This window comes from Chitinophaga terrae (ex Kim and Jung 2007) (assembly GCF_900107795.1).
Classification (GTDB): domain Bacteria; phylum Bacteroidota; class Bacteroidia; order Chitinophagales; family Chitinophagaceae; genus Chitinophaga; species Chitinophaga terrae.
The window spans coordinates 162,924-183,010 of the sequence record NZ_FNRL01000001.1; the positions used below are offsets into that span (position 1 = coordinate 162,924).

General features: G+C 45.6%; 23 protein-coding genes. 9 read left to right on the plus strand and 14 right to left on the minus strand.

Features of this window, described 5'->3' with window-relative positions; genetic code table 11:
• Positions 1–46 precede the first annotated feature (46 nt).
• From BLV62_RS00675 to BLV62_RS00685, 3 genes are all read left to right on the plus strand, one after another.
• Positions 47–499: an Hsp20/alpha crystallin family protein gene (locus BLV62_RS00675; protein ID WP_168927833.1), complete on the plus strand. Its 453-nt coding sequence runs from the start codon at positions 47–49 to the stop codon at positions 497–499.
• 136 nt (positions 500–635) lie between these two features.
• Entirely contained in the window at positions 636–824 is a 189-nt protein-coding gene (locus tag BLV62_RS00680; RefSeq protein WP_089757590.1) for a hypothetical protein, read from the plus strand.
• A gap of 21 nt (positions 825–845) precedes the next feature.
• A complete protein-coding gene (locus BLV62_RS00685; protein ID WP_089757592.1) occupies positions 846–1,472 on the plus strand; it encodes a hypothetical protein in 627 nt (208 codons plus the stop codon).
• Positions 1,473–1,856: 384 nt separating this feature from the next.
• On the opposite strand, the gene BLV62_RS00690 is transcribed toward BLV62_RS00685, so the two are convergent.
• Together BLV62_RS00690 and BLV62_RS00695 are read right to left on the minus strand one after the other, a co-directional pair.
• The gene (locus tag BLV62_RS00690; RefSeq protein WP_089757596.1) at positions 1,857–3,257 is read right to left on the minus strand and encodes a type III PLP-dependent enzyme domain-containing protein; all 1,401 of its coding nucleotides are present in this window, start codon (positions 3,255–3,257) and stop codon (positions 1,857–1,859) included.
• Positions 3,258–3,510: 253 nt separating this feature from the next.
• Complete coding sequence (locus BLV62_RS00695; RefSeq protein ID WP_089757599.1) at positions 3,511–4,137, minus strand: WbqC family protein; 627 nt, start codon at positions 4,135–4,137, stop codon at positions 3,511–3,513.
• Positions 4,138–4,421: 284 nt separating this feature from the next.
• On the opposite strand from BLV62_RS00695, the gene BLV62_RS00705 reads away from it, so the two are divergent.
• Positions 4,422–4,874, plus strand: a complete 453-nt coding sequence (locus BLV62_RS00705; RefSeq protein ID WP_089757603.1) for an LEA/WHy family protein — start codon at positions 4,422–4,424, stop codon at positions 4,872–4,874.
• A gap of 32 nt (positions 4,875–4,906) precedes the next feature.
• Here BLV62_RS00705 and BLV62_RS00710 read toward each other — a convergent pair whose 3' ends face one another.
• Genes BLV62_RS00710 through pyrE form a run of 3 tightly spaced genes read right to left on the minus strand, consistent with a single transcriptional unit; the run spans position 4,907 to position 6,559 of the window.
• Entirely contained in the window at positions 4,907–5,458 is a 552-nt protein-coding gene (locus BLV62_RS00710) for a hypothetical protein (RefSeq protein WP_139169868.1), read from the minus strand.
• A 44-nt stretch (positions 5,459–5,502) separates the two neighbouring features.
• A complete protein-coding gene (locus tag BLV62_RS00715; protein WP_089757607.1) occupies positions 5,503–5,874 on the minus strand; it encodes a heavy-metal-associated domain-containing protein in 372 nt (123 codons plus the stop codon).
• A gap of 49 nt (positions 5,875–5,923) precedes the next feature.
• Positions 5,924–6,559, minus strand: coding sequence for an orotate phosphoribosyltransferase (pyrE, locus tag BLV62_RS00720; protein WP_089757609.1), 636 nt, complete (start codon positions 6,557–6,559; stop codon positions 5,924–5,926).
• A gap of 116 nt (positions 6,560–6,675) precedes the next feature.
• On the opposite strand from pyrE, the gene BLV62_RS00725 reads away from it, so the two are divergent.
• Positions 6,676–7,296, plus strand: a complete 621-nt coding sequence (locus tag BLV62_RS00725) for an NUDIX hydrolase (RefSeq protein WP_089757611.1) — start codon at positions 6,676–6,678, stop codon at positions 7,294–7,296.
• 207 nt (positions 7,297–7,503) lie between these two features.
• Here the strand turns inward: BLV62_RS00725 and BLV62_RS00730 are convergent, their stop codons facing one another.
• Genes BLV62_RS00730 through BLV62_RS00745 form a run of 4 tightly spaced genes read right to left on the minus strand, consistent with a single transcriptional unit; the run spans position 7,504 to position 9,857 of the window.
• A complete protein-coding gene (locus tag BLV62_RS00730; RefSeq protein WP_089757613.1) occupies positions 7,504–7,935 on the minus strand; it encodes a hotdog fold thioesterase in 432 nt (143 codons plus the stop codon).
• A gap of 4 nt (positions 7,936–7,939) precedes the next feature.
• On the minus strand, positions 7,940–8,416 hold the full coding sequence (gene coaD, locus BLV62_RS00735; protein ID WP_089757615.1) for a pantetheine-phosphate adenylyltransferase: 477 nt from the start codon (positions 8,414–8,416) through the stop codon (positions 7,940–7,942).
• Positions 8,417–8,436: 20 nt separating this feature from the next.
• Positions 8,437–8,991, minus strand: a complete 555-nt coding sequence (locus tag BLV62_RS00740; RefSeq protein WP_089757617.1) for an RsmD family RNA methyltransferase — start codon at positions 8,989–8,991, stop codon at positions 8,437–8,439.
• The gene (locus tag BLV62_RS00745) at positions 8,982–9,857 is read right to left on the minus strand and encodes a DUF3822 family protein (protein ID WP_089757619.1); all 876 of its coding nucleotides are present in this window, start codon (positions 9,855–9,857) and stop codon (positions 8,982–8,984) included. The genes BLV62_RS00740 and BLV62_RS00745 overlap by 10 nt, the downstream gene beginning before the upstream one ends.
• A 129-nt stretch (positions 9,858–9,986) precedes the next feature.
• Here BLV62_RS00745 and BLV62_RS00750 point away from each other — a divergent pair, with 129 nt between their 5' ends.
• Positions 9,987–11,318: an MATE family efflux transporter gene (locus tag BLV62_RS00750; protein WP_089757621.1), complete on the plus strand. Its 1,332-nt coding sequence runs from the start codon at positions 9,987–9,989 to the stop codon at positions 11,316–11,318.
• 9 nt (positions 11,319–11,327) lie between these two features.
• On the opposite strand, the gene BLV62_RS00755 is transcribed toward BLV62_RS00750, so the two are convergent.
• The 5 genes from BLV62_RS00755 to BLV62_RS00775 form a co-directional block, all read right to left on the minus strand.
• Complete coding sequence (locus BLV62_RS00755) at positions 11,328–12,083, minus strand: tetratricopeptide repeat protein (protein WP_089757623.1); 756 nt, start codon at positions 12,081–12,083, stop codon at positions 11,328–11,330.
• Positions 12,084–12,178: 95 nt separating this feature from the next.
• Positions 12,179–12,529: a dihydroneopterin aldolase gene (locus tag BLV62_RS00760; RefSeq protein ID WP_089757625.1), complete on the minus strand. Its 351-nt coding sequence runs from the start codon at positions 12,527–12,529 to the stop codon at positions 12,179–12,181.
• A gap of 52 nt (positions 12,530–12,581) precedes the next feature.
• A complete protein-coding gene (gene trxB / locus BLV62_RS00765; protein WP_089757626.1) occupies positions 12,582–13,535 on the minus strand; it encodes a thioredoxin-disulfide reductase in 954 nt (317 codons plus the stop codon).
• A 16-nt stretch (positions 13,536–13,551) separates the two neighbouring features.
• Positions 13,552–14,439 carry a DUF4249 domain-containing protein gene (locus BLV62_RS00770; RefSeq protein WP_168927832.1) on the minus strand — a complete coding sequence of 296 codons (888 nt, stop codon included), beginning with the start codon at positions 14,437–14,439 and terminating at the stop codon, positions 13,552–13,554.
• Between the two features lie 168 nt (positions 14,440–14,607).
• The gene (locus tag BLV62_RS00775; protein ID WP_089757630.1) at positions 14,608–15,465 is read right to left on the minus strand and encodes a sigma-70 family RNA polymerase sigma factor; all 858 of its coding nucleotides are present in this window, start codon (positions 15,463–15,465) and stop codon (positions 14,608–14,610) included.
• A 327-nt stretch (positions 15,466–15,792) separates the two neighbouring features.
• Between BLV62_RS00775 and BLV62_RS00780 the strand changes: the two genes are divergently transcribed.
• From BLV62_RS00780 to BLV62_RS00790, 3 genes are all read left to right on the plus strand, one after another.
• The gene (locus tag BLV62_RS00780; RefSeq protein WP_089757632.1) at positions 15,793–16,806 is read left to right on the plus strand and encodes a threonine aldolase family protein; all 1,014 of its coding nucleotides are present in this window, start codon (positions 15,793–15,795) and stop codon (positions 16,804–16,806) included.
• Positions 16,807–16,886: 80 nt separating this feature from the next.
• Positions 16,887–19,532 carry a valine--tRNA ligase gene (locus BLV62_RS00785; RefSeq protein ID WP_089757635.1) on the plus strand — a complete coding sequence of 882 codons (2,646 nt, stop codon included), beginning with the start codon at positions 16,887–16,889 and terminating at the stop codon, positions 19,530–19,532.
• Between the two features lie 55 nt (positions 19,533–19,587).
• Positions 19,588–20,073: a hypothetical protein gene (locus BLV62_RS00790; protein ID WP_089757637.1), complete on the plus strand. Its 486-nt coding sequence runs from the start codon at positions 19,588–19,590 to the stop codon at positions 20,071–20,073.
• Positions 20,074–20,087 lie beyond the last annotated feature (14 nt).

The following is a 20,087-nucleotide window of genomic DNA, read 5'->3' on the forward strand; positions in this document are numbered from 1 at the left end:
CAGGTACAAACAAAAAATTGATAACAACACTAAAAAGTTAAATACTATGACACACATTAAATTTAATCAGAGCCCGGTTCCAAGAACTTTTGGTGGTTTAGTAGAAGATATTTTAAACGGCGGTTTCAATAAATTGGTAAAGGATGATTTCCTGACCAGCGATTTCTTCACCACTTATCCTCCCGTTAATATCGTTGAAACTCCTGAAGCCTTCCTTCTTGAAGTAGCGGCTCCCGGATTCAGCAAAGAAGATTTCAAGATCAGCGCGGCAGAAAAAACCATCAGCATCAGTGCAGAAAAGAAAGAAGCGGTGAAGAATGAAAGCGACAAACAGGTGCGCAGGGAGTTCAACTTCAAATCATTCAAACGTTCCTTCTCTATCAGCGATGTAGTGGATGCGAACAAGATCAATGCAAAATATGAAAACGGTATCCTGAAAGTTACCCTTGGCAAAAAAGAGAACAATCAGGATTCTCCTAAAGAAATAGTAGTGGAATAAGGGACTGAACAGACATGAGGGTTTAATGGAAAGGGCGCCTGCTTCAGGCGCTCTTTTTTTATTGTGTATAATTCACACAAACGTTATATCGCCCATTCTCCAGATTGCAATACCTTGCTTATTCAAGCAAATACCCATGCCAAAGCGCTTACTTAAAGGCTGGTCGCTCATCCGCAACATCTACCTGGCTACCGAAAAAAAAGTATTAGGTAAAGCCATACAACGAACAGACGACCTTTATGAACAGGCAAAGATCAAACTGCTTTTTGATTACGCCTTCTTTTATACGTTTATGCTAACCTTTATTCAACTGATCAACATGTGAGCCCAAAACGTTGTCAATCTTTTGCTGATCCCTTTCCTGATATTGCTACTGATCACGGGCCTGGTAATGATCAGCAAAGGATGGACGGCCCATAAAGCCGGCACGCTTATCTCCCTGGCCACCCTGATTATCCCTATACTTTCTTCTTTAATCAATGACCAGGATCTCAGTCCTAAATACACCATGATCTGGGTAATGAGCATTTTATTGTGCTATATTACGGTCGACCTCCGTACTACCCTGGTGTGGAGCGGTATTCTTTGCGCCTATCTTGCGCTGGTAGCCTACCTGAAAGTGAACGACCTGCAGATCTATGTGAGCCCCGGCTATTCTGCCGGTTTCCAATTTCTCGCCAACCCTGTTGTTACCGGTATGTACATCCTTTTCCTGATCCGCGCCCTGGGGCAATATTACCGGAACGTGATCCGGATGCAGCATATCAGGATAGTAGCCCAGCAGCAGCAACAACTTACAAAGGTCAATCACCAGCTTACCAAGCAATTCCTCCTGGTAAAGGGATTTTCAAGATCCGGGCGCAAAGCTTTCTCCAACGGGGAACTGGAATTGCTGGATACCTGTTTTTCGGAGATAGAAAAACAATGCGGAACCGCTATCGAATACCTGAACGATCCAAGGATCAGGTCGTAGACTACACTTCTGTGTTATTACCTGTTACAACAAATAAGAGAAAAATCAACTATATAGATATTTAAATATTATTAGTAACTCTACTCCATAGCCATTTTAACAGAATATTAGCAGCTTTCTCACAATAACTTACTAAAAAGCAGGGAACAAAAATTACAACTTTTATGGATGATGAAGATCTGGGCAGTGCGATATCTTTGCTGTATCAATATTCATCAGCTCCTATTTTCCTTATGCCGCGGTGAATAATATCTAACCTATGCCATGGATGGGCTTTCAGTAATGAAAGCCTTTTTTAGTCAATAACTGAGAAATTATAAAATGAAAAAAGAAAGCCCTCCGAATAATCGGAGGGCTCTTTTGTAGGATTACTAACCCATTTTTTTAATAACCCAAAATCTTCAGCATACTCTGAGAAGTTTGTTCCTTCGCGTACAACCAGTCTTTCAATTGACCGTTCTTGTCGTACCCCACGATAACATGTTTTGGGGAAGGGATCAGGCAGTGTTTGATGCCGCCATAACCGCTCAGCTGATCCTGGTACGCTCCCGTATGGAAGAAGCCAATGTACAATGGCTCGCCAGACGCTTGCTGCTTAGGCAGGAACACAGCATTAATATGTTCTTCAGACGTATAAAAATCGTATCCGTCGCAGGTAAGTCCACCTAAATGTACTTCCTGGTATTCCTGGTCCCACTTATTGATAGGCAACATCAGGAATTTTTCACCAATACCCCAGGTATCTGGCAACGTGGTAATGAAAGAACTGTCGATCATATACCAGGATTCACGGTCGTTCTGCATTTTTTCACCCAACACACTGTAAATCACTGCGCCGCTCTCTCCTACTGTGAATGATCCGAATTCAGTGAAAATATTAGGAACAGGCACTTTGTTCTTTTTGCACATGCTCTTAATATTTGCAACGATCTCGTTTACAATATAGTTGTAATCGTAATCGAACCCTAAAGAGTGCTTGATCGGGAAACCGCCGCCAATGTTGATGCTATCCAGTTCCGGACAGATCTTCTTCAACTGGCAGTAAAGGTTCAACACCCTGTTAAACTGGCTCCAGTAGTAGATATCGTCCTTAATCCCCTTGTTCATGAAGAAGTGCAGCATTTTCAGCTCAAACTTCTCGTTTCCCTTGATCTTATCTACATAATATTCCAGGATATCGCGGGGCGGTATACCCAGCCTGGATGTATAAAAGTCAAAGCTCGGTTCTTCCTCTGCAGCCACACGGATACCCAGTTTCACCTTATCTTTCGTACGTACGTTACGTTTATAGTCGTCCAGCTCCTCCTTATTGTCAAGAACCGGCATCACGTTACGGAACCCACTGTTGATCAGCCTGGAAATAGCTCTTGTATATGCTTTGGTTTTGAAACCATTGCAGATGACATAAATGTCTTTATTGATCTTCTTTCTTTCATACAGCTTATTGACAATATCAATGTCATAAGCAAACGAGGTTTCGATGTGAATCCCGTGTTTCAGGGCTTCCTCCATGATAAAAGAAAAATGCGAACTCTTCGTACAGTAACAGTAATAATACTGCCCCTCGTACCGGTTCTTTTTAATCGCCTCATGGAACATCTTCTTGGCCTTGTTGATCTGCATTCCGATCTTAGGGAGGTAGGTCAACTTAAAAGGCGTACCATACTTGTCAATCAGCGCTTTAATGTTTAACCCGTTAAATTCCAGGTAGTTATCTTTCACTTCAAAGCCTTCCTGCGGAAACTCAAATGTCTGCTTGACAAGGTCTGTGTAGGTGTTGTTCATTTAATACTGCAAATGAATTTTAGGAATTAGTAATAGAAACATCAGGATAACAATCCTCTTTTCCCTCACTGGGAAACTCCTGGTTTACACACCTACGTCAGTTCGAACCCCAGCAAAATAGGTTGCAAATCTAAATATTTTGTTGATTGCCTCGTTAATTTTTTTCGGGCGTAAATTGTTAAAAGACAGTAGTTAGATTAACAGATATGATAGTAAATATAAATCAATAATTTACGCAGCCAAAATTAATATTTTAACTCAACACTTCCAGGCTTTGTTTTCCCTCGCAAAATAACAGGTCCAGGATGCTCAAATTACGGATAAATCCTATGCGTTCCTGGAACACCTGGGTGTACTCCGGCTCGCCAAAAACAGCCGGCTCAGGCAGGATGCTGTCCCTGGCATCTGTAACCGACGGATCAACGACTTCTTTCTGGTATTCTTTCGTAAAAATTACCGGCACTTTTAATCCCAACTGCTTGTTAGCCCACTCCAGGCAAGCCATATTCCAGTCGAGCAGGTAGTTGAACGGCCTGGTGTACAACGTTTCCAGCTCCGGCTCATAATACTCAAACCAGGGCGAACGGCGATAAGCCGAAACCAGGGTTTTCCAGTGCTGACCCTGCCACTTTTCTTCGTTGCTGATCTTTATATCTTTCATTACCGTACGCTGGTTCTTGCCTTTAGACAACGGTACGCTCAGGGTAATCCGACCATTAGGCCCCGCTATATAACAACGGTTTCGATAGCTTACCTTCTGGTAATGCTCAAACTGCTCCAGTTGCAGGGTGTCGCATTTTACCAAAGCCTTGTAAACTTCAATAGGCGGAAAATATTGAGATTCAATCAGTAATACTTTTCCATCTGCCTGTTCTGTCATGTTATCTGAGTTAAGGACCAACCAGCCCGTTTATAAAAATGCTATTCCAATTCCCGGCCTAAAACCCTATACAGTTCATACTCAGTATATTGACGTTTTTTTGCCAGGGCGCAAAAATACTAAAGATTCACTCAACTTCAGCGGAAAGATGAACCACAAGATAACCAGCTTCAAAACCCGCCATCCCGGCCACCGTTAAATCTTTCCCAATTCAATTCTTTCCTTTTTGAGAACTAAGTCCTTTGCTGTAGGTTTACAGGAATTTTTCAATCCCGGGGATTTATATGAAACTTGTCAAAATATTTGTTGCTTTATTGTTAGTGGTGATGATCAGCTCTTGCGAAAAGAACCAGGATATCCAGTTCGTAAGGGTAGCAGGGTTAGACCTGGATGAGCTGGGCATGTCTAAAAGCGTGGTAAAGCTTACCCTTGCCTATTACAACCCTAACAAATACAGGCTGCAACTGAAAGACGCCAATTTCGACCTGTTCATAGACGACACCCAGGTAGGCCATTCCATCCAGGACACTACCATTGCCATCCCGGCCCGCGATACTTTCTATTTCCCTGTCAAACTCGAAGTGAATATGGCAAACGTCATGAAAAACGCATTGGGTTTACTGGGTAATAAAGAAGTTACTATTAAAGCCACCGGTAACTGTAAAGTAGGTAAGGCAGGGATCTGGGTACCCTTCCCTATCAAATGCGAAACCAAACAGGCGCTGAATTTCTTCTGATCCCTTTAACGGGAACAGGCATACGAAATTTGTCAGGTTGTTTCCAAAAGGTCAACCAACTCCAGCAAGTGCCGGCATTCCTTCAAACTCCGGATCGGCGATAAACCGATCATCTCTCTCAGCCTGTTAATATCTGCCAGCTGATCGCCGCTTAAACGCCCATCTCGCTTAGCCGCCTCATAAAGCAGGGCTGTTTTCAGCGCAGTTGCCTTGATCCGCCTGGTATGAGGCACATGCCTGCCCGGATGTACATGCACAAATCTTTCTCCTGCTGCAAACCTGAGCGTCCATACAGCATGGTCGCTGAGCGTTACAGGGATATAGTCCCCCCGCGAAGCAAGATATTCCCGGTAAACAGTACGGTCGGTAATGCCGTTTTCCCCCAGGAAAGAGGCAATTTCTTTGAAAATAGCCCGGGGAGGGAGTTTCCCGGTATACATATCCATTTGGGAAGAGCCCAGTTTTAACAGCAGCGGGAAGAGGGCTTCAAAACCGGTATGGGACAAAATATCATATAATACCCCCAGGTGATGTTTCAGGGGATTAAATAAAAAAGGAACAGGCAACTCTTCTTCTTTCATCATAGTATGCAGAATTAAAGTTGCCTGTTCCTTTTCTATCAAAACAATTAGTGTTTCTTATCCATTCCACCGCCATCTTCCGGCTTTTTGCAGCAGGTAGGCAGCTTGGCGTAAGACTCAGGGTTCGCGGTAACATTGTCTGCATCGTAACCAGCGTTGGCAATACCGGTTTTGATGTTTTCGATGTTAGTACGGTCTGTGAAATATTTTACTGTGGTAATATGCTTCTTTACATCCACTTTTACAGATTGCACACCTTCTTCCCTGGTCATATACCTTTCAATACGGTTCTTGCAGGACTCGCATTGTACGGTTGGTGTACTGATCTTAACAGTTTCGATGGCTTTCTGCTTCTGTTGTGCCATTGTGGTACCGGTACCAACAAATAACATCAATAGGAATAATTTCAGGATACGCATAGTTATGATTATTAGAACCCGAATATACGAAAAAAGTTAAATGCCCTGGTTATCTGCCCCACTGGTCGGGAGCTGCTCTCCATGCTTGCAAAGTAGCGGTTTCCTCGGCAGATACCATTCCTTTTTCCTGCGCCAGCGCGATCAGTGCGTTATAATTGCTTAACGAATAGAAAGGCACCCCGGCTGCTTCAAACGCTTTCACCGCGATGTCGAAACCATAGTTGAAGATGGAAACCATCCCTACTACCTCGCCACCGGCAGCCCTGATAGCCTGCACCGCTTCCAGGCTGCTTTTGCCTGTTGAGATCAGGTCTTCCACTACCACTACCTGCTGGCCCGGCTGTAACACGCCTTCTATCTGGTTGCCCATCCCATGTTCTTTAGGTTTGGAACGAACGTAGATAAATGGCAGCTTCAGCTGGTCGGCGATCAATGCGCCATGAGGAATACCCGCAGTGGCTACGCCTGCAATCACCGCAGCGTCAGGAAACGTGCTGAACACCAGGTTAGAGAGTTCTGATTTGATATAATCCCTCACATAGGGATAAGACAATGTTTTACGGTTATCGCAATAGATAGGCGACTTCCAGCCAGACGCCCAGGTGAATGGAGCGGCAGGACTCAATTTCACTGCCTGTACCTGCAGTAATTTTTCTGCAACTTGTTTTTCGCTTATTGTACTCATACGAGCGCCAAAAGTACTACCATTTTTATAATTAATCGCGCTTTTAAGGTAACAGCTCTTCTATTCTTTTTGTATCTTATTTTATATTTTTTCATCCTCATTCTTACATTTGCGTCATGCAAGAAAACATCACCATCTATCTGAACGAGCGGCCTTTATTACTCAGTGCGGCATCTTCCCCGATCCCTGCACATCTTTCGGAAGCCAAGGTTTATGAAAATCCTGACAGCAAGAAAATGGAATCCGTTTTACAAAAACTGGAAGACGGAAAAAAAGAAGCGGCTGTTTTTGTAGCACCTGACGTGAACCAGTTGCTGAAAAAAGTTAGCTTGCATTTTACTCCTATCGTAGCCGCCGGTGGACTGATCACCAATCCGGGCGGCGATATCCTGATGCTTTTCCGCAGGGGGAAATGGGACCTCCCCAAAGGGAAACAAGACCCGGGAGAAGATCTCGAAACCTGCGCCCTCAGGGAAGTAAAAGAAGAAACAGGATTATTCAACGTCACCCTCGATCATAAGCTGACAGAAACTTTTCATTACTACCCTATGAAAAGCAAAAAGGTATTGAAGCATACTTACTGGTATAAGATGTCTTTCACCGGCACGGAACTTACCGTACCGCAGATAGAGGAAGATATACTGGATATTGAATGGATCAAACCACAGAACGTGAATAAGTACCTTAAATTCTCATACGCCAACATCCGTGAAGTCTTCCGCGCCGCGGATATCTAGTTTCACGGAGAGGTTTCACGCAAAGACGCAAAGAAGCAAAGAGCGCAAAGATTTTTGTTTTAAGTAAAATAAGAAAGCAAAGGAGGGGAGATTATGTTATTTGTTATATAACACAATCTCCCTCCTTTGCTTCTTAAAATCCGCTTCGGTCAAAAAATCTTTGCGCTCTTTGCTTCTTTGCGTCTTTGCGTGAAACCTCTCCGTGAACTACTTTTTATCGCGGACAGCCACAGTAAGGCGGCTTACGCAGATGAGTTTATGTTCGTCGTCTGTGATGCGGATGTCCCAAACGTGGCTGGAGCCGCCGATATGCAAGGGTCTGGCCATTGCATGTACATAGCCGCTTCTTACTCCCCGTACATGGTTGGCATTGATCTCCATCCCTACGCAGATCTGCTTTGCGGGATCTATGATCAGCGCCGATCCGATGCTGCCCGCTGTTTCTGCCAGGGCGGCGGAAGCGCCTCCGTGAAGCAGGCCGTAAGGCTGTATGGTACGATGATCTACCGGCATCATCAATCTTAAATAATCAGGACCTATCTCCGTAAATTCCATCCCCAGCCATTCGCCCATAGTGCCTTTTCCGTGTTCATTCAACTGGTCTAATGAAATATCTTTGGAATGCCAGATCGTTTTCATACAACTACTTTTTTAAGTTCTTTATTCCTTCCAATACTGCTGCGGGCAGGAAAGAAGATACATCTCCTCCGTACCTGTAAATATCTCTTACTAATGTAGAGGCTATTGCAGAATATTTGGGAACGGGGGTCAGGAAAATTGTTTCAATTTCAGGCGCAATAGCCCGGTTGGCATCAGCGATCGCTTTCTCGTATTCGAAATCACTGACATAACGAATACCACGCAGGATATACCGGGCGCCGATTTGCTTGCAAAAGTCGATGGTCAGGCCGGAATAAGCGGCTACGTCAACCTTCGGCTCATTCTTGTATATCTCTTTTATCCAGGCAATACGGTCTTCCAGGTTGAACATAGGGGCCTTGCTGCTGTTCAATCCAATACCGATCACAATCTTGTCGAATAATTCTATTCCCCTGTCGAGTATATCCGTATGTCCTAAAGTGATCGGATCGAAAGTTCCCGGAAATAAACAAATTCTCATAATATCTTGGGATAGTTGCGTTACTTCTTAAGCGAATCTCTGTTGATGAAGATAGAAAAGACCGTTTCTCCATAATTCCGCTCCGACCGGTACCAGGAGTAGTCTTTAAATTTATTCTGTTGGGTATGTTCTATTACCAGCCAGCCCTCAGGGTTCAGCATCTCTTTTTCAAATACTATTAAAGGCAGCTGGTCCAGCGTTTCCATCATATATGGAGGATCTGCAAAAATGAGATCAAATTTTTCCGTGCATTGCTGCAGGTATTTGAACACGTCCGTTTTTACCAGCTTCATACCTTCAATGTCCAGCGCGGTAGCGGTTTTACTGATAAAAGCCGCCATGGCAGGATCTTTCTCCACGATCGTCAGGTCTGTTGCGCCTCTCGACGCCAGTTCATAAGTGATGCTGCCTGTTCCGCCGAAAAGATCCAATGTTTTTAAGGTTGAGATATCGAGGTTGTTCTCTAATATATTAAACAGACCGCCTTTTGCGATGTCTGTTGTTGGCCGCGTGTGCGGCATCCTGGTAGGCGGTTGTATCTTTCTGCCTCCACTGTTTCCTCCGATTATACGCATAATGCCAGGGCATACAAATTATGAAAATAATAACCCGGTATCTCCTGCATCTTTGTGATGTAGCTAAGTCCCGGTACCCGCTGGATCCACTCCAGTTGCGGAATGAATTTATACATTTCCTGGTAAACAGAAGTATCTGTTGCCACTGCTCCTCCCAGCTTCACTTTTACTTTTTGCTCGTCCAGGCCTAATTGCCGTAACAGGTTCACCACTGTATATACGACGTCCAGCCCTTCTACGAATGCTGCTTCCTTCTGGATCTGCAACTGCCCGTTCCTGAAAACAGTGATCGTAAAACGCTGTTCTTCTATCTCAACAAAGGCAATACCCGCGCTGTGATTGAAATCCAGGTCCATAGGGTAAGATTGCAACAAGGCTGTATTGGCGTGCAGTATCAGGTCGGTGGAGAACTCCTTCCTTAGAAAACCCAACAGGTCTTTATCTACGCTATAGATATTCACCATGGGCAACTGTTCTTCCTGATCTACCAGTATAGCTTCCTGTATCCTTTCCGGGAAAGAAAAATGCAGGTAGTCTTTTTTCAGGGAAGGAAGGTAATAGGCAGATGGCACTAATACACTGTTACCTGTCTTGAAGGCCAGTAAAACGGATTTAAAGGCTGTCAGCAACAATTTGTCTGTATCAAATACCTGTTCGATCATTTCCAGGTCGGCCAATGCCAGCTTGCTGGGCGTGTACTGATAAGATTTTAATGCCAGGAATTTCTTAGCCACAGCATCAAACACCACATAACTAAATGTTCCGTTACCCACCATCACTAACAAATTACAGGCAGTAAGATCCGTTTCCAGTAGTGTTTCATCATCTACAGCAAAAGACGGATATATGTTGTAAGCTACGGGCATACTATTCCATTCAAAATGAATTACAATAATAATCTTTTTCAGTTATTGGAAAAGCCCTTTTGTTCTTTTATGTCGGGAGAATGACGACAATAAAGCTATCTTTGCTGCCTGTACCTATTTGGACGTACTATGCAGCTGGAAGTTAACTACAGGGAAATCATGAAGATTGCGGGCCCTATTTGCCTGGCCCTTATCATCCCCCAGATCAATCACATTACCAATACAGCGTTTTTAGGCCGGTTAGGAGAATTTGAGCTGGCTGCCAATGGTATTGCGGGTATCTACTACCTGGTCATGTATATGATCGCCTACGGGCTGAACAACGGGATGCAGGTACTGATAGCCCGCCGGGCGGGTCAGCAGCAGTACAGCGGGATCGGTCAGCTGTTTTCCAATGGCATACAACTGGGCCTGGTCTTTTCTTTCATCGCCATCATCATCACCTTATCTGCCGCTCCCTGGTTTTTCTCCAAAAGCCTGCACGATAAACATATTTACGAGGCAGCCGTTTCGTTTATCCGTATCCGGATCTGGGGACTGCCTTTCCTGATGCTGCTGAATATGTCGAACGCTTTCTATATTGGCAGCGGGCACTCCAAAGTATTGGCGGCCACGTCGTTATGCCAGGAATTCACCAATATAGCGATGGATTACCTGCTGATCTTCGGGAAACTGGGCCTGCCCCAACTGGGACTGAACGGGGCCGCAGTAGCCTCCGTGATCGCGGAAGCCACAGGCTTCATAGTAGCCTTTACCATATTGTTCGCGGGGAAATATCATTTGCGGTATCAATTATTCGGATTCCTGCGGATCAGCTGGAAGGTTATCTGGAATATCCTGAATGTTTCGGCTCCGATTATCGTACAGTTCCTGTTCAGCATCGGCAGCTGGTTTGTTTTTTTCATTTTTATTGAACACCTGGGAGAACGGCCTTTGGCGGTTTCCAATATGCTGAGGAGCATTTTCGGCCTGTTCGGTATTTTTACCTGGTCGCTGGCCGCGGCCTGCAATACAATGGTCAGCAATGTGATTGGCCAGGGAAAAAGCGAACAGGTATTCCCGGCCATCAGGAAGATCGTGGCACTTAGCCTGCTTTGCGCTGTTACCGTTTGTATCATTATTAACCTGTTCCCCTATACGTTGTTGAAGATCTATACAACGAACAACGACCTGATAGCAGCGGCTATTCCGAGCATCCGTGTTATTTCCCTGAGCACCTTGCTGATGGCTGTATCGGCCGTGGTGCTAAGCGGGGTATTGGGCACTGGCAATACAAGGATGAACCTTATCACCGAAATTGTTGCGGTGATCGGCTACCTGGCGTATTGCGACATCGTGATAGAACGGATGCGCAGTCCTTTGCAGTGGGCCTGGGGCGCCGACTTTATTTACTGGATCATTATCTTCCTCCTGAGCTACCTGTATCTCAGGAGCGGGAAGTGGAAAGGAAAAGAGATATAAGGGGGTTTGTTATTGAAGATCGTCCAGCATTTTTTTGCAATCTGCTTTAATGCTGGCGTCATCCTGGGTAATATTCCTGAGGGTGAGCGCTTTTTTCAGTACTTCTATGGCTTTATCCTGCTGGTCGTTCTCTTTATAAGCCCTGGCCAGTTCGTAGTAGTTCAGGAGGAAACCGGGGTCCAGCTGCCTGGCTTTTTCGTAATTGGCAATGGCGTTCTGCAAAGATCCATCCGGCAACCCGCCGAACAGCATTTTTGCTGCACCTCTTTCAAAGGCGTTGAGGTTCGCCACTTCGAAATTCCATTTCCCCAGTACATGATAGGCCTGCGCCATATTAGGATTCAGTTTGATCGCCAGTTCAGCGTATTTCTTCACGTCTTTGGAGGCAGCAACTTTGTCCTTAGCCCCTGAGATCAGGGCCATACGGCCCATGGCAATGGCCATGGAGAGGTTAGACTCCGCGCTGTTAGGATTCACCTTCAGGGCTTCCTGGGCATAGCTCTTAGCCTGGTTGAAATAATTTATTTTGTCAGATTTATCTTTCTGGCGATTACCTACCCTTGCCGAAAGCTGGCTGGCCTGGTTGAGTGCATCTAGCTGGGTAGGCTGAATTTTTAAAATCTCTTTATCCTTTTGCAGTGCCTCTTCTTCTTTCATCTGCTTTTCAAGCTGTTTTGCCTCTTCCACCATTTCATTTACACTCTGAGCCTGGGTAACCAGCCCTCCTAATAACAAAAAGGCAACTGCCATGATCCGTTTCAACATAGGACAGGATTTTTACAGTGAATTAATTGATTAGCTTATATCTATAAATTTACGAAAATTACAGATGACAAACGTTATCAATACCCTAAAAAAATTTAATACGATTTTTCCAGCGACACGAGGGAGTTGCGAACGCTGGCGCCCATAGGCGGGTTCATTTTGCGAAGGCTTACAACACTGTGCTGGATGGCCGGGTAGCGTTGTTTCAGTTCATCGGTGAGGGCATAGACCACTTCTTCCAGCAGCGGGCGAGGCACGGCCATTACCGCCTCGGCTATCTCGTAGATCCCTTGATAGTTAACGGTTTCGGCTAGCTGGTCTGTGTGTTGCATATCGGGGATGCGAACAGCGATATCGAGAATAAAAGTATTGCCGATAATTGTTTCCTCCGGGTATAGACCGTGATAGGCGTAGAAAGAAGCCTGTTCCAGGGCGATAGTAAGCATGTACAGATATTGAAAAGGATAACAGCCGGTTGACTGTTATCCTTTTATATTTTTATTGGTGTTGATGTTCTTTGGCAGAGAGATATCTTTCCGCATCCAGGGCAGCCATACAGCCGCTTCCCGCAGCGGTAACCGCTTGCCTGTAGATCTTGTCCTGTACGTCGCCGCAGGCGAAAACGCCTTCAACATTGGTGCGGGTAGATCCCGGAACGGTTATGATATAGCCTTGTTCGTCCAGCTCTACATAGTCTTTGAAGATCGCGGAGTTAGGCTGGTGACCGATAGCCACGAAGAATGCGCTTACAGCGATCTCTTTCTTTTCCTGGGTTTTGTTGTTGTAGATGCGCAGGCCTTCTACTTTGTTTTCGCCCAGCACTTCATCGGCTTCTGAATTCCAGTAAACGATGATGTTGGAAGTTTTCAGTACGCGGTCCTGCATTACTTTGGATGCGCGCATTTCGTCGCGGCGTACCAGCATATGCACGGTGCTGCACATTTTAGAGAGGTATAATGCTTCTTCGGCAGCGGTATCGCCGGCTCCGACGATCGCTACTTCTTTACCGCGGAAGAAAAACCCGTCGCATACTGCGCAGGCAGAAACACCGCTACCGTTCAGGCGTTGCTCGGAAGGAAGTCCTAACCATTTGGCAGAAGCGCCTGTGGCGATGATGATCGCGTCGGCGGTGATTTCTTTTTCTTCGTCGATAACGACTTTATAAGGTTGTTTGCTAAAATCAACGGAAGTAGCCATTCCGTAGCGGATATCGGCGCCCATGCGGGTAGCTTGTTTTTCGAAATCCACCATCATTTCCGGGCCTTGTATGCCTTCCGGGTAGCCGGGATAGTTTTCAACTTCAGTAGTGATCGTTAACTGGCCGCCGGGTTGGATGCCCTGGTACAATACTGGTTTCAGGTTGGCTCTTGCGGCATAGATTGCGGCGGTATAGCCTGCGGGGCCTGAACCGACGATCAATAAATGCACATGCTCTTGTTGCTTGTTTTCCATACTTTTTGCTGTATAATTACTTTCGTATAAATATCTTCTTATACTTTGCCGAGTAACCGCCCCAGTAGCCTAAGGCTCCGGGGATGTTGCCAAGGATGCGGGTTGGGGATGAAAAAGGATTACCACTTGTATTAAAGGCATAATCGACTGTACGCCAGAAATCCCAGGTTGGTTTGTCAATATTACAAAACTTCAGGGTAATGGTGTCTCCCAGGCTGAATAATGCATAGTAGGTATCAGGATCTGGTTTCTGACTCCTGTCTATTCCAGCGTCCAGGGGAATTTCAAATGTTGTGCCGTTCACAATTCTATCATCTATGACAGATGTAATTCCCGGGTAGGTTGGTTCGCTATTCCTTTTTGTAAAATACCGTACATAACCGCTGTTGTCTGGATCGTCTGTAATCCTTGCCCACAGCCGGATCTTGGTTGTGTCCCCATTATTCAGCAATACTCTCGTGCACCAGATAGAGTCCAGCTCCATTCCTGTCAGTGGAATGGTCGTTACTGACTCGTATGTCTTATTGTCAGTTTGAATTTTCAGCGTATACTTCCCGGCTACTTTTCCTTTGAAGAAAACACCGGGTCTGCGCAGATCGGGCCTGTAGGCATAATAAGTTGCTCCCTGCGGCAAAGTAAGCCGCTGTTCCGACAACTCCATTGTCTGACTGCCATTGCTGACGGTAACAACTGCATTATGCACATAGGTATTCTCAATTATGGCAGAATCGATGCTGGAAAAATAGCTCAGGCTACGGGAGAGGATCACCTGCGGGTAGCTGTCATTTTCTATCACTCCTTCTACTACTAATTGGGGGTCCGACGACTGTATATCAATATTGATGTCCTTTTCACAAGCTGAAAACAGGCAAACGATCAGGGAACATAGAGGTATCAGGCGCATGTATGCAAAAATAAGGGTAGTATATAAAATAAGAACACCGGCCATGTATTTACCAGGCCGGTGTTCTTATAGAATAAAGAGGATTAGTAGAGATTATCCTGTTTAATGATTTTCTTCTATCGTTAGCAACTTCTAGGTAAAAATCAAAAAAAGTTAAATTCAGAACTATTATCCCAGGTATGATTTTAAAGCGCCGCTATAACGAGCTTTTTGCAGTCGCTTGATAGCACGTTCTTTAATTTGCCTGATCCTTTCTTTTGTCAGATCGTATTTCTGACCGATTTGTTCGATTGTTGCGCCATTTTCACCATCCAGACCAAAATAAGCATTTACGATTTCCGCTTCGCGTGGGCTGAGAGATTTCAGGACTCTCTTAATTTCCTCACGGAGTGAATCTCTCATAACGTCGTCGTCAGTGATATCGCCACCTTCCAGCAGATCGCCCATTGCTACGTCTTCAGCCTCGTGCACAGGTGCATCCAATGACATGTGGCGGGTGTTGCTTTGGAAGATGTTGTTGATTTCTGATTCGGACATTTCCAGGATTTCTGCGAGTTCCTCGGTAGACGGTTCCCGTTCGTTTTCCTGTTCGAATGCCATGTAAGCTTTGTTAGCTTTGTTATAAGTGCCAATTTTATTTTGCGGCAGCCTTACAAGACGACCTTGTTCAGCTAACGCCTGCAGGATGGATTGGCGGATCCACCAAACTGCATAAGAGATGAATTTGAAACCTTTCGTTTCATCGAAACGTTGTGCCGCTTTGATCAAGCCGAGATTACCTTCATTAATAAGGTCGCTAAGGCTAAGGCCCTGGTGCTGATACTGCTTGGCAACAGAAACAACGAAACGTAAGTTTCCTGTAGTCAATCTTTCAAGAGCCTTTTGATCGCCCATTTTTATACGCTGCGCCAAAACGGTCTCTTCCTCAGGTGTTAACAAAGGGATCTTCGAGATTTCCTGCAGGTATTTTTCTACCGCCTGCGAATCACGATTGGTGATCTGGGTGGCAATTTTAAGTTGCCTCATATGAAAAATTGTATTGGTTTATAAATAAATAACAGCGAAAGAAATTTTTTGTTCGATTAAGGAAAATAATTAACTTACAAAGTTTCCCGCGCTTTATTGTTTTTTTCCGAAATAAGTCTGCAAAGATCGTGCTAACGAATCACTCTACCAAATCGTTCTTATATTTGCCAGCCATATAACAAAGTACGTTTTAATAACGAATTTTAATAGTGTTTTAGTTGTTAAAATGCTGTGCTTTATACAAATTTTAACAATTGATAAAGAATCATTATTAAATTATCATCATCACTAATTTATTCCAGAAGCACTTGCAAATTTTTCAATAAAATGATTGACTTTAGAAGCGACACTTTCACACGTCCCACCCCTGGCATGTTACAGGCGATGATCACCGCCGAAACCGGGGACGACGTTTTCGGCGAAGACCCAAGCGTGAATAAATTAGAAGCCAGGATGGCAGACTATTTTGGCAAAGCGGCAGCCTTGTACTGCCCTTCCGGCACAATGAGCAACCAGATCGCCATTAAAGTACATACGCAACCAGGGGATGAAGTGGTTTGCAGCGACCTTGCCCATGTTTATATTTATGAAGGCGGCGGCATCGCTTTTAATGCCGGCGCACAAACCCGCCCTATAGCCGGCGACCGCGGTATGATCACCGCAGCCCAGGTAAAAGCAGCCATCAACCCGGATGATGTGCATAAAGCACGGACCAGCCTCGTTTGCCTGGAAAATACTTCCAACAGGGGCGGCGGCTGCATCTACGACTGGCAGGAAATAGAAAAGATCGCAGCCGTTTGCCGGGAGCATGAACTGGCGCTCCACCTCGACGGAGCCAGGCTCTTTAACGCCCTGGTAGCCACCGGCCAGGACCCTAAAGCCTATGGGAAAACATTCGACACCATCTCCGTTTGCCTGAATAAAGGAATGGGCTGCCCAATGGGTTCCGTACTCCTGGGAAGCGAAACCTTTATCAAAGCCGCCCGCCGGATCCGTAAAAAACTGGGAGGAGGCCTGCGCCAGGCAGGGTTTATGGCTGCCACCGGACTCTATGCCCTTGAAAATCATATAAACAGGCTGGCAGAAGATCATGCCCATGCCCGCCAGATCGCGGATGTATTGAATACCAAATCATTCGTCAGCAACATGTTGCCTGTCGAAACCAATATCCTCATCTTCGATGTTTCCGGCAGCTATACGCCTGCTACCTTCGTTGAAGCGCTGCAAAAAGAAGGCATACTGGTAGTGGCTATCTCCCCTACCCAGATCAGGATAGTAACACATCTCGACATCACGCCCGACATGGTGGCCAAAACCTGCCAGGTGATCGCAGCGCTTTAATTTATAGCAACTCCCTTTCCCACTTTGCTAGCAACTTTTGCCGGCAATCTGTTATTTTTGCAACCTTATATATTAATAGCATGGAACTTTCGAAAAACTACCTACCTGCAACGGTTGAAGAAAAATGGTACCAACATTGGATGGACAAAGGTTATTTCCGCTCAAAACCGGATGGCCGCCAACCCTTTACTGTCGTGATCCCTCCTCCTAACGTCACCGGCGTCTTACACCTGGGCCATACTCTGAATGAAACCGTACAGGACATACTGGTACGTCGTGCGCGCATGAGCGGGTACAACGCCTGCTGGGTTCCGGGTTCCGATCACGCCTCTATCGCTACCGAAGCGAAAGTGGTAGATATGCTCAAAAGAGAAAAAGGTATCGAGAAATCACAACTCAGCAGAGAAGAGTTTTTAAAATATGCTTTCGAATGGAAAGATAAATACGGCGGCATCATCTACCACCAGATAAAAAAACTGGGCTGCAGCTGCGACTGGGACCGGGTTACCTTTACTATGGACGATCACTACTACAAAGCAGTGATCAGGGTGTTCATTGATCTGTATAAAAAAGGCGTTATCTACCGCGGCGCCAGGATGATCAACTGGGACCCTAAAGCTAAAACCGCGTTGAGCGACGAAGAAGTAGAATACAAAGACATACAGGGTAAATTATATCATGTAAAATACCCGGTAACTGATGCTGCCGGCACACCAACCGGAGAATTCATCACTATTGCCACCCAACGCCCTGAAACTATCATGGGCGATACTGCTATCTGCGTTCATCCGGAAGACGAAAGATATACTCACCTGAAAGGCTTCTATGTAACCGTTCCACTGGTTAACCGCCGCATTCCGGTGATCTTTGATACCTATGTAGATAAAGAATTTGGTACCGGCGCCCTGAAAGTAACGCCGGCTCACGATATCAACGACTATAACCTGGGTCTGAAACATAACCTGGAAATTGTTGATACGCTGAACGATGATGGTACACTGAGTGAAGCTGCCGTGGTATTTGTGGGAGAAGACAGGTTTGCTGCCCGCAAAAAAGTGGTAGCCGCGCTGGAAGAAGCAGGTCAACTGGTTAAGGAGCAGGAATATACTACCCGCCTGGGTTACAGCCAACGCAACCCGGATACTGTAGTAGAACCACGTATTTCTACCCAATGGTTCGTAAAAATGGCCGAAATGGCCAAACCGGCACTGGATGCAGTTGTGAACGGCGATGTAAGGATCCATCCGGGCGATCGCTTCCTGGCCACCTACAAATACTGGATGGAAAATGTGAAAGACTGGTGTATTTCCCGCCAGCTCTGGTGGGGACAACGCATTCCTGCCTGGTATACCTCCGACGGATCGTTTGAAGTAGCCGCTACTGCAGAAGAAGCCGTTCAGCAATTTGCCGCCCGCGGCATCCAGGTTAGCGCTGCCGATCTGACCCAGGACGAAGACTGCCTGGATACCTGGTTCAGCTCCTGGCTCTGGCCTATGGAAGTATTTAACGGTATTTCCAACCCCGGCAATGAAGATATTAACTACTACTACCCTACCTCCGTACTGGTAACGGGTCAGGATATTATCTTCTTCTGGGTTGCCCGTATGATCATGGCCGGCCTGGAATACAAACAAACAAAACCATTCAGCGATGTTTACTTCACCGGGATGGTGCGCGATAAACAAGGCAGAAAAATGAGTAAGCAACTGGGTAACTCGCCCGACCTGCTTGAACTCATTCACGAATTCGGAGCTGATGCGGTTCGTTTCGGTATCATGATCTCATCTCCTGCCGGTAACGACCTGTTATATGATAACGCCAGCTGTGAGCAGGGCCGTAATTTCAATAATAAGATGTGGAATGCGCTGAAACTGATCAAGATGTGGGAACAGCGCCAGGAAGTGGATAACACAGACGCCAACGGGCATTTTGCTGTCAAATGGTTTGAAAGCCGCCTGAACCAGGTGCAACAGGAAGTAGCTGCACTGCACCAGGACTTCCGTTTGAGCGAAGGCCTGAAAGCGCTTTACAGCCTGATCTGGGACGATTTCTGCAGCTGGTACCTGGAGTGGATCAAACCTGGTTTTGAACAACCAATTTCCGCTGCTGTATATCGCAAAACCATTTACTTCTTTGAGCAGTTGATGCAATTGCTTCACCCTTATATGCCTTTCATCACAGAAGAGATCTACCAGTTGCTGGATAACAGGGCGGCAGATGATTCACTGATGATGAAGCAGTTCACTTCCCCTGCACAACCGGTTCACAGCGTCCTGGTTGAAGGCGCCCTGGCTAAAGAAGTGATCACCAGCATCCGCGATGCACGTAATAAAAACCAGATCAAACCTAAAGACCAGGTTGTACTGCATATAGAAACAAAGCACCAGCATGCATTTGCACAAATTGAAAACATCCTGGCCAAACAGGTGAATGCCAAGACTATCAATTTTGTACAGGAACCGGTACCGGGTTGCATCAACCTGGTGATCCAGAAAGATAAATTCTATATTGAAACAGAAACAGCGCTGGATACTTCCGCTCAGAAAGCAACCCTGCTGAAAGACCTGGATTACCTGAAAGGCTTCCTCGTATCAGTAGAGAAAAAGCTTTCCAACGAACGTTTTGTACAGAATGCCAAACCGGAAGCTGTTGAGGCGGAGCGTCGCAAGAAATCGGATGCCGAAGCCAAAATCGCTGCCATAGAGGAAAGTTTAAAATCCTTATAATTTTTAAGATCGCCCGGCGTTACTATACCGGGCGATCTTATATCCCCATATCATCATGCTGAAAAAACTGTCACTAAGTTGCCTGTTTGTATTTTCTGTTGCCTGTACTTTTGCTCAAAGCAGCAAAAAGCCGGCTAAAGCGGCCCCCTCTCCCGCCACAAGCGCCAACAAAAGACCTGCGAAACTCCGCAGCAGCTGGAGCATTTTTTTGAGCGATACCCTTCCAAAAAACGAAGTGATCAAACTCCTGGATTCAGCCCTCATTGTCAGGGATGAAAAAAATGTCAAATACCCGGTTATTTCCTTTGCCTTTACCTACGAAAAACATGAACCCTATCTCAATGATACTACCGGCCAGGTGAACATCTATAAAGACTATACCGGCGACAATTTCAAAGCCGCCACTTTATCTCCCCTCTGGAGCAAAGCCCTGAAAGCCAACCTGGAAAGCGGCGATGTATTGTACTTTGATGAGATCATTATTCAATATACTCCCGACAAAATGTATAAAGCTCCAAGCCTCAGGTTTGACGTAAAGTAGACGGTAACCACCAG

What these genes read in the sequence shown, in the direction of transcription:
- BLV62_RS00675 (WP_168927833.1), top strand. Translation starts at nt 47, where the DNA reads ATGACACACATTAAATTTAATCAGAGCCCGGTTCCAAGAACTTTTGGT.
- BLV62_RS00680 (WP_089757590.1), top strand. Translation starts at nt 636, where the DNA reads ATGCCAAAGCGCTTACTTAAAGGCTGGTCGCTCATCCGCAACATCTAC.
- BLV62_RS00690 (WP_089757596.1), bottom strand. Translation starts at nt 3,257, where the DNA reads ATGAACAACACCTACACAGACCTTGTCAAGCAGACATTTGAGTTTCCG.
- BLV62_RS00695 (WP_089757599.1), bottom strand. Translation starts at nt 4,137, where the DNA reads ATGACAGAACAGGCAGATGGAAAAGTATTACTGATTGAATCTCAATAT.
- BLV62_RS00705 (WP_089757603.1), top strand. Translation starts at nt 4,422, where the DNA reads ATGAAACTTGTCAAAATATTTGTTGCTTTATTGTTAGTGGTGATGATC.
- BLV62_RS00710 (WP_139169868.1), bottom strand. Translation starts at nt 5,458, where the DNA reads ATGATGAAAGAAGAAGAGTTGCCTGTTCCTTTTTTATTTAATCCCCTG.
- BLV62_RS00715 (WP_089757607.1), bottom strand. Translation starts at nt 5,874, where the DNA reads ATGCGTATCCTGAAATTATTCCTATTGATGTTATTTGTTGGTACCGGT.
- pyrE (WP_089757609.1), bottom strand. Translation starts at nt 6,559, where the DNA reads ATGAGTACAATAAGCGAAAAACAAGTTGCAGAAAAATTACTGCAGGTA.
- BLV62_RS00725 (WP_089757611.1), top strand. Translation starts at nt 6,676, where the DNA reads ATGCAAGAAAACATCACCATCTATCTGAACGAGCGGCCTTTATTACTC.
- BLV62_RS00730 (WP_089757613.1), bottom strand. Translation starts at nt 7,935, where the DNA reads ATGAAAACGATCTGGCATTCCAAAGATATTTCATTAGACCAGTTGAAT.
- coaD (WP_089757615.1), bottom strand. Translation starts at nt 8,416, where the DNA reads ATGAGAATTTGTTTATTTCCGGGAACTTTCGATCCGATCACTTTAGGA.
- BLV62_RS00740 (WP_089757617.1), bottom strand. Translation starts at nt 8,991, where the DNA reads ATGCGTATAATCGGAGGAAACAGTGGAGGCAGAAAGATACAACCGCCT.
- BLV62_RS00745 (WP_089757619.1), bottom strand. Translation starts at nt 9,857, where the DNA reads ATGCCCGTAGCTTACAACATATATCCGTCTTTTGCTGTAGATGATGAA.
- BLV62_RS00750 (WP_089757621.1), top strand. Translation starts at nt 9,987, where the DNA reads ATGCAGCTGGAAGTTAACTACAGGGAAATCATGAAGATTGCGGGCCCT.
- BLV62_RS00755 (WP_089757623.1), bottom strand. Translation starts at nt 12,083, where the DNA reads ATGTTGAAACGGATCATGGCAGTTGCCTTTTTGTTATTAGGAGGGCTG.
- BLV62_RS00760 (WP_089757625.1), bottom strand. Translation starts at nt 12,529, where the DNA reads ATGCTTACTATCGCCCTGGAACAGGCTTCTTTCTACGCCTATCACGGT.
- trxB (WP_089757626.1), bottom strand. Translation starts at nt 13,535, where the DNA reads ATGGAAAACAAGCAACAAGAGCATGTGCATTTATTGATCGTCGGTTCA.
- BLV62_RS00770 (WP_168927832.1), bottom strand. Translation starts at nt 14,439, where the DNA reads ATGCGCCTGATACCTCTATGTTCCCTGATCGTTTGCCTGTTTTCAGCT.
- BLV62_RS00775 (WP_089757630.1), bottom strand. Translation starts at nt 15,465, where the DNA reads ATGAGGCAACTTAAAATTGCCACCCAGATCACCAATCGTGATTCGCAG.
- BLV62_RS00780 (WP_089757632.1), top strand. Translation starts at nt 15,793, where the DNA reads ATGATTGACTTTAGAAGCGACACTTTCACACGTCCCACCCCTGGCATG.
- BLV62_RS00785 (WP_089757635.1), top strand. Translation starts at nt 16,887, where the DNA reads ATGGAACTTTCGAAAAACTACCTACCTGCAACGGTTGAAGAAAAATGG.
- BLV62_RS00790 (WP_089757637.1), top strand. Translation starts at nt 19,588, where the DNA reads ATGCTGAAAAAACTGTCACTAAGTTGCCTGTTTGTATTTTCTGTTGCC.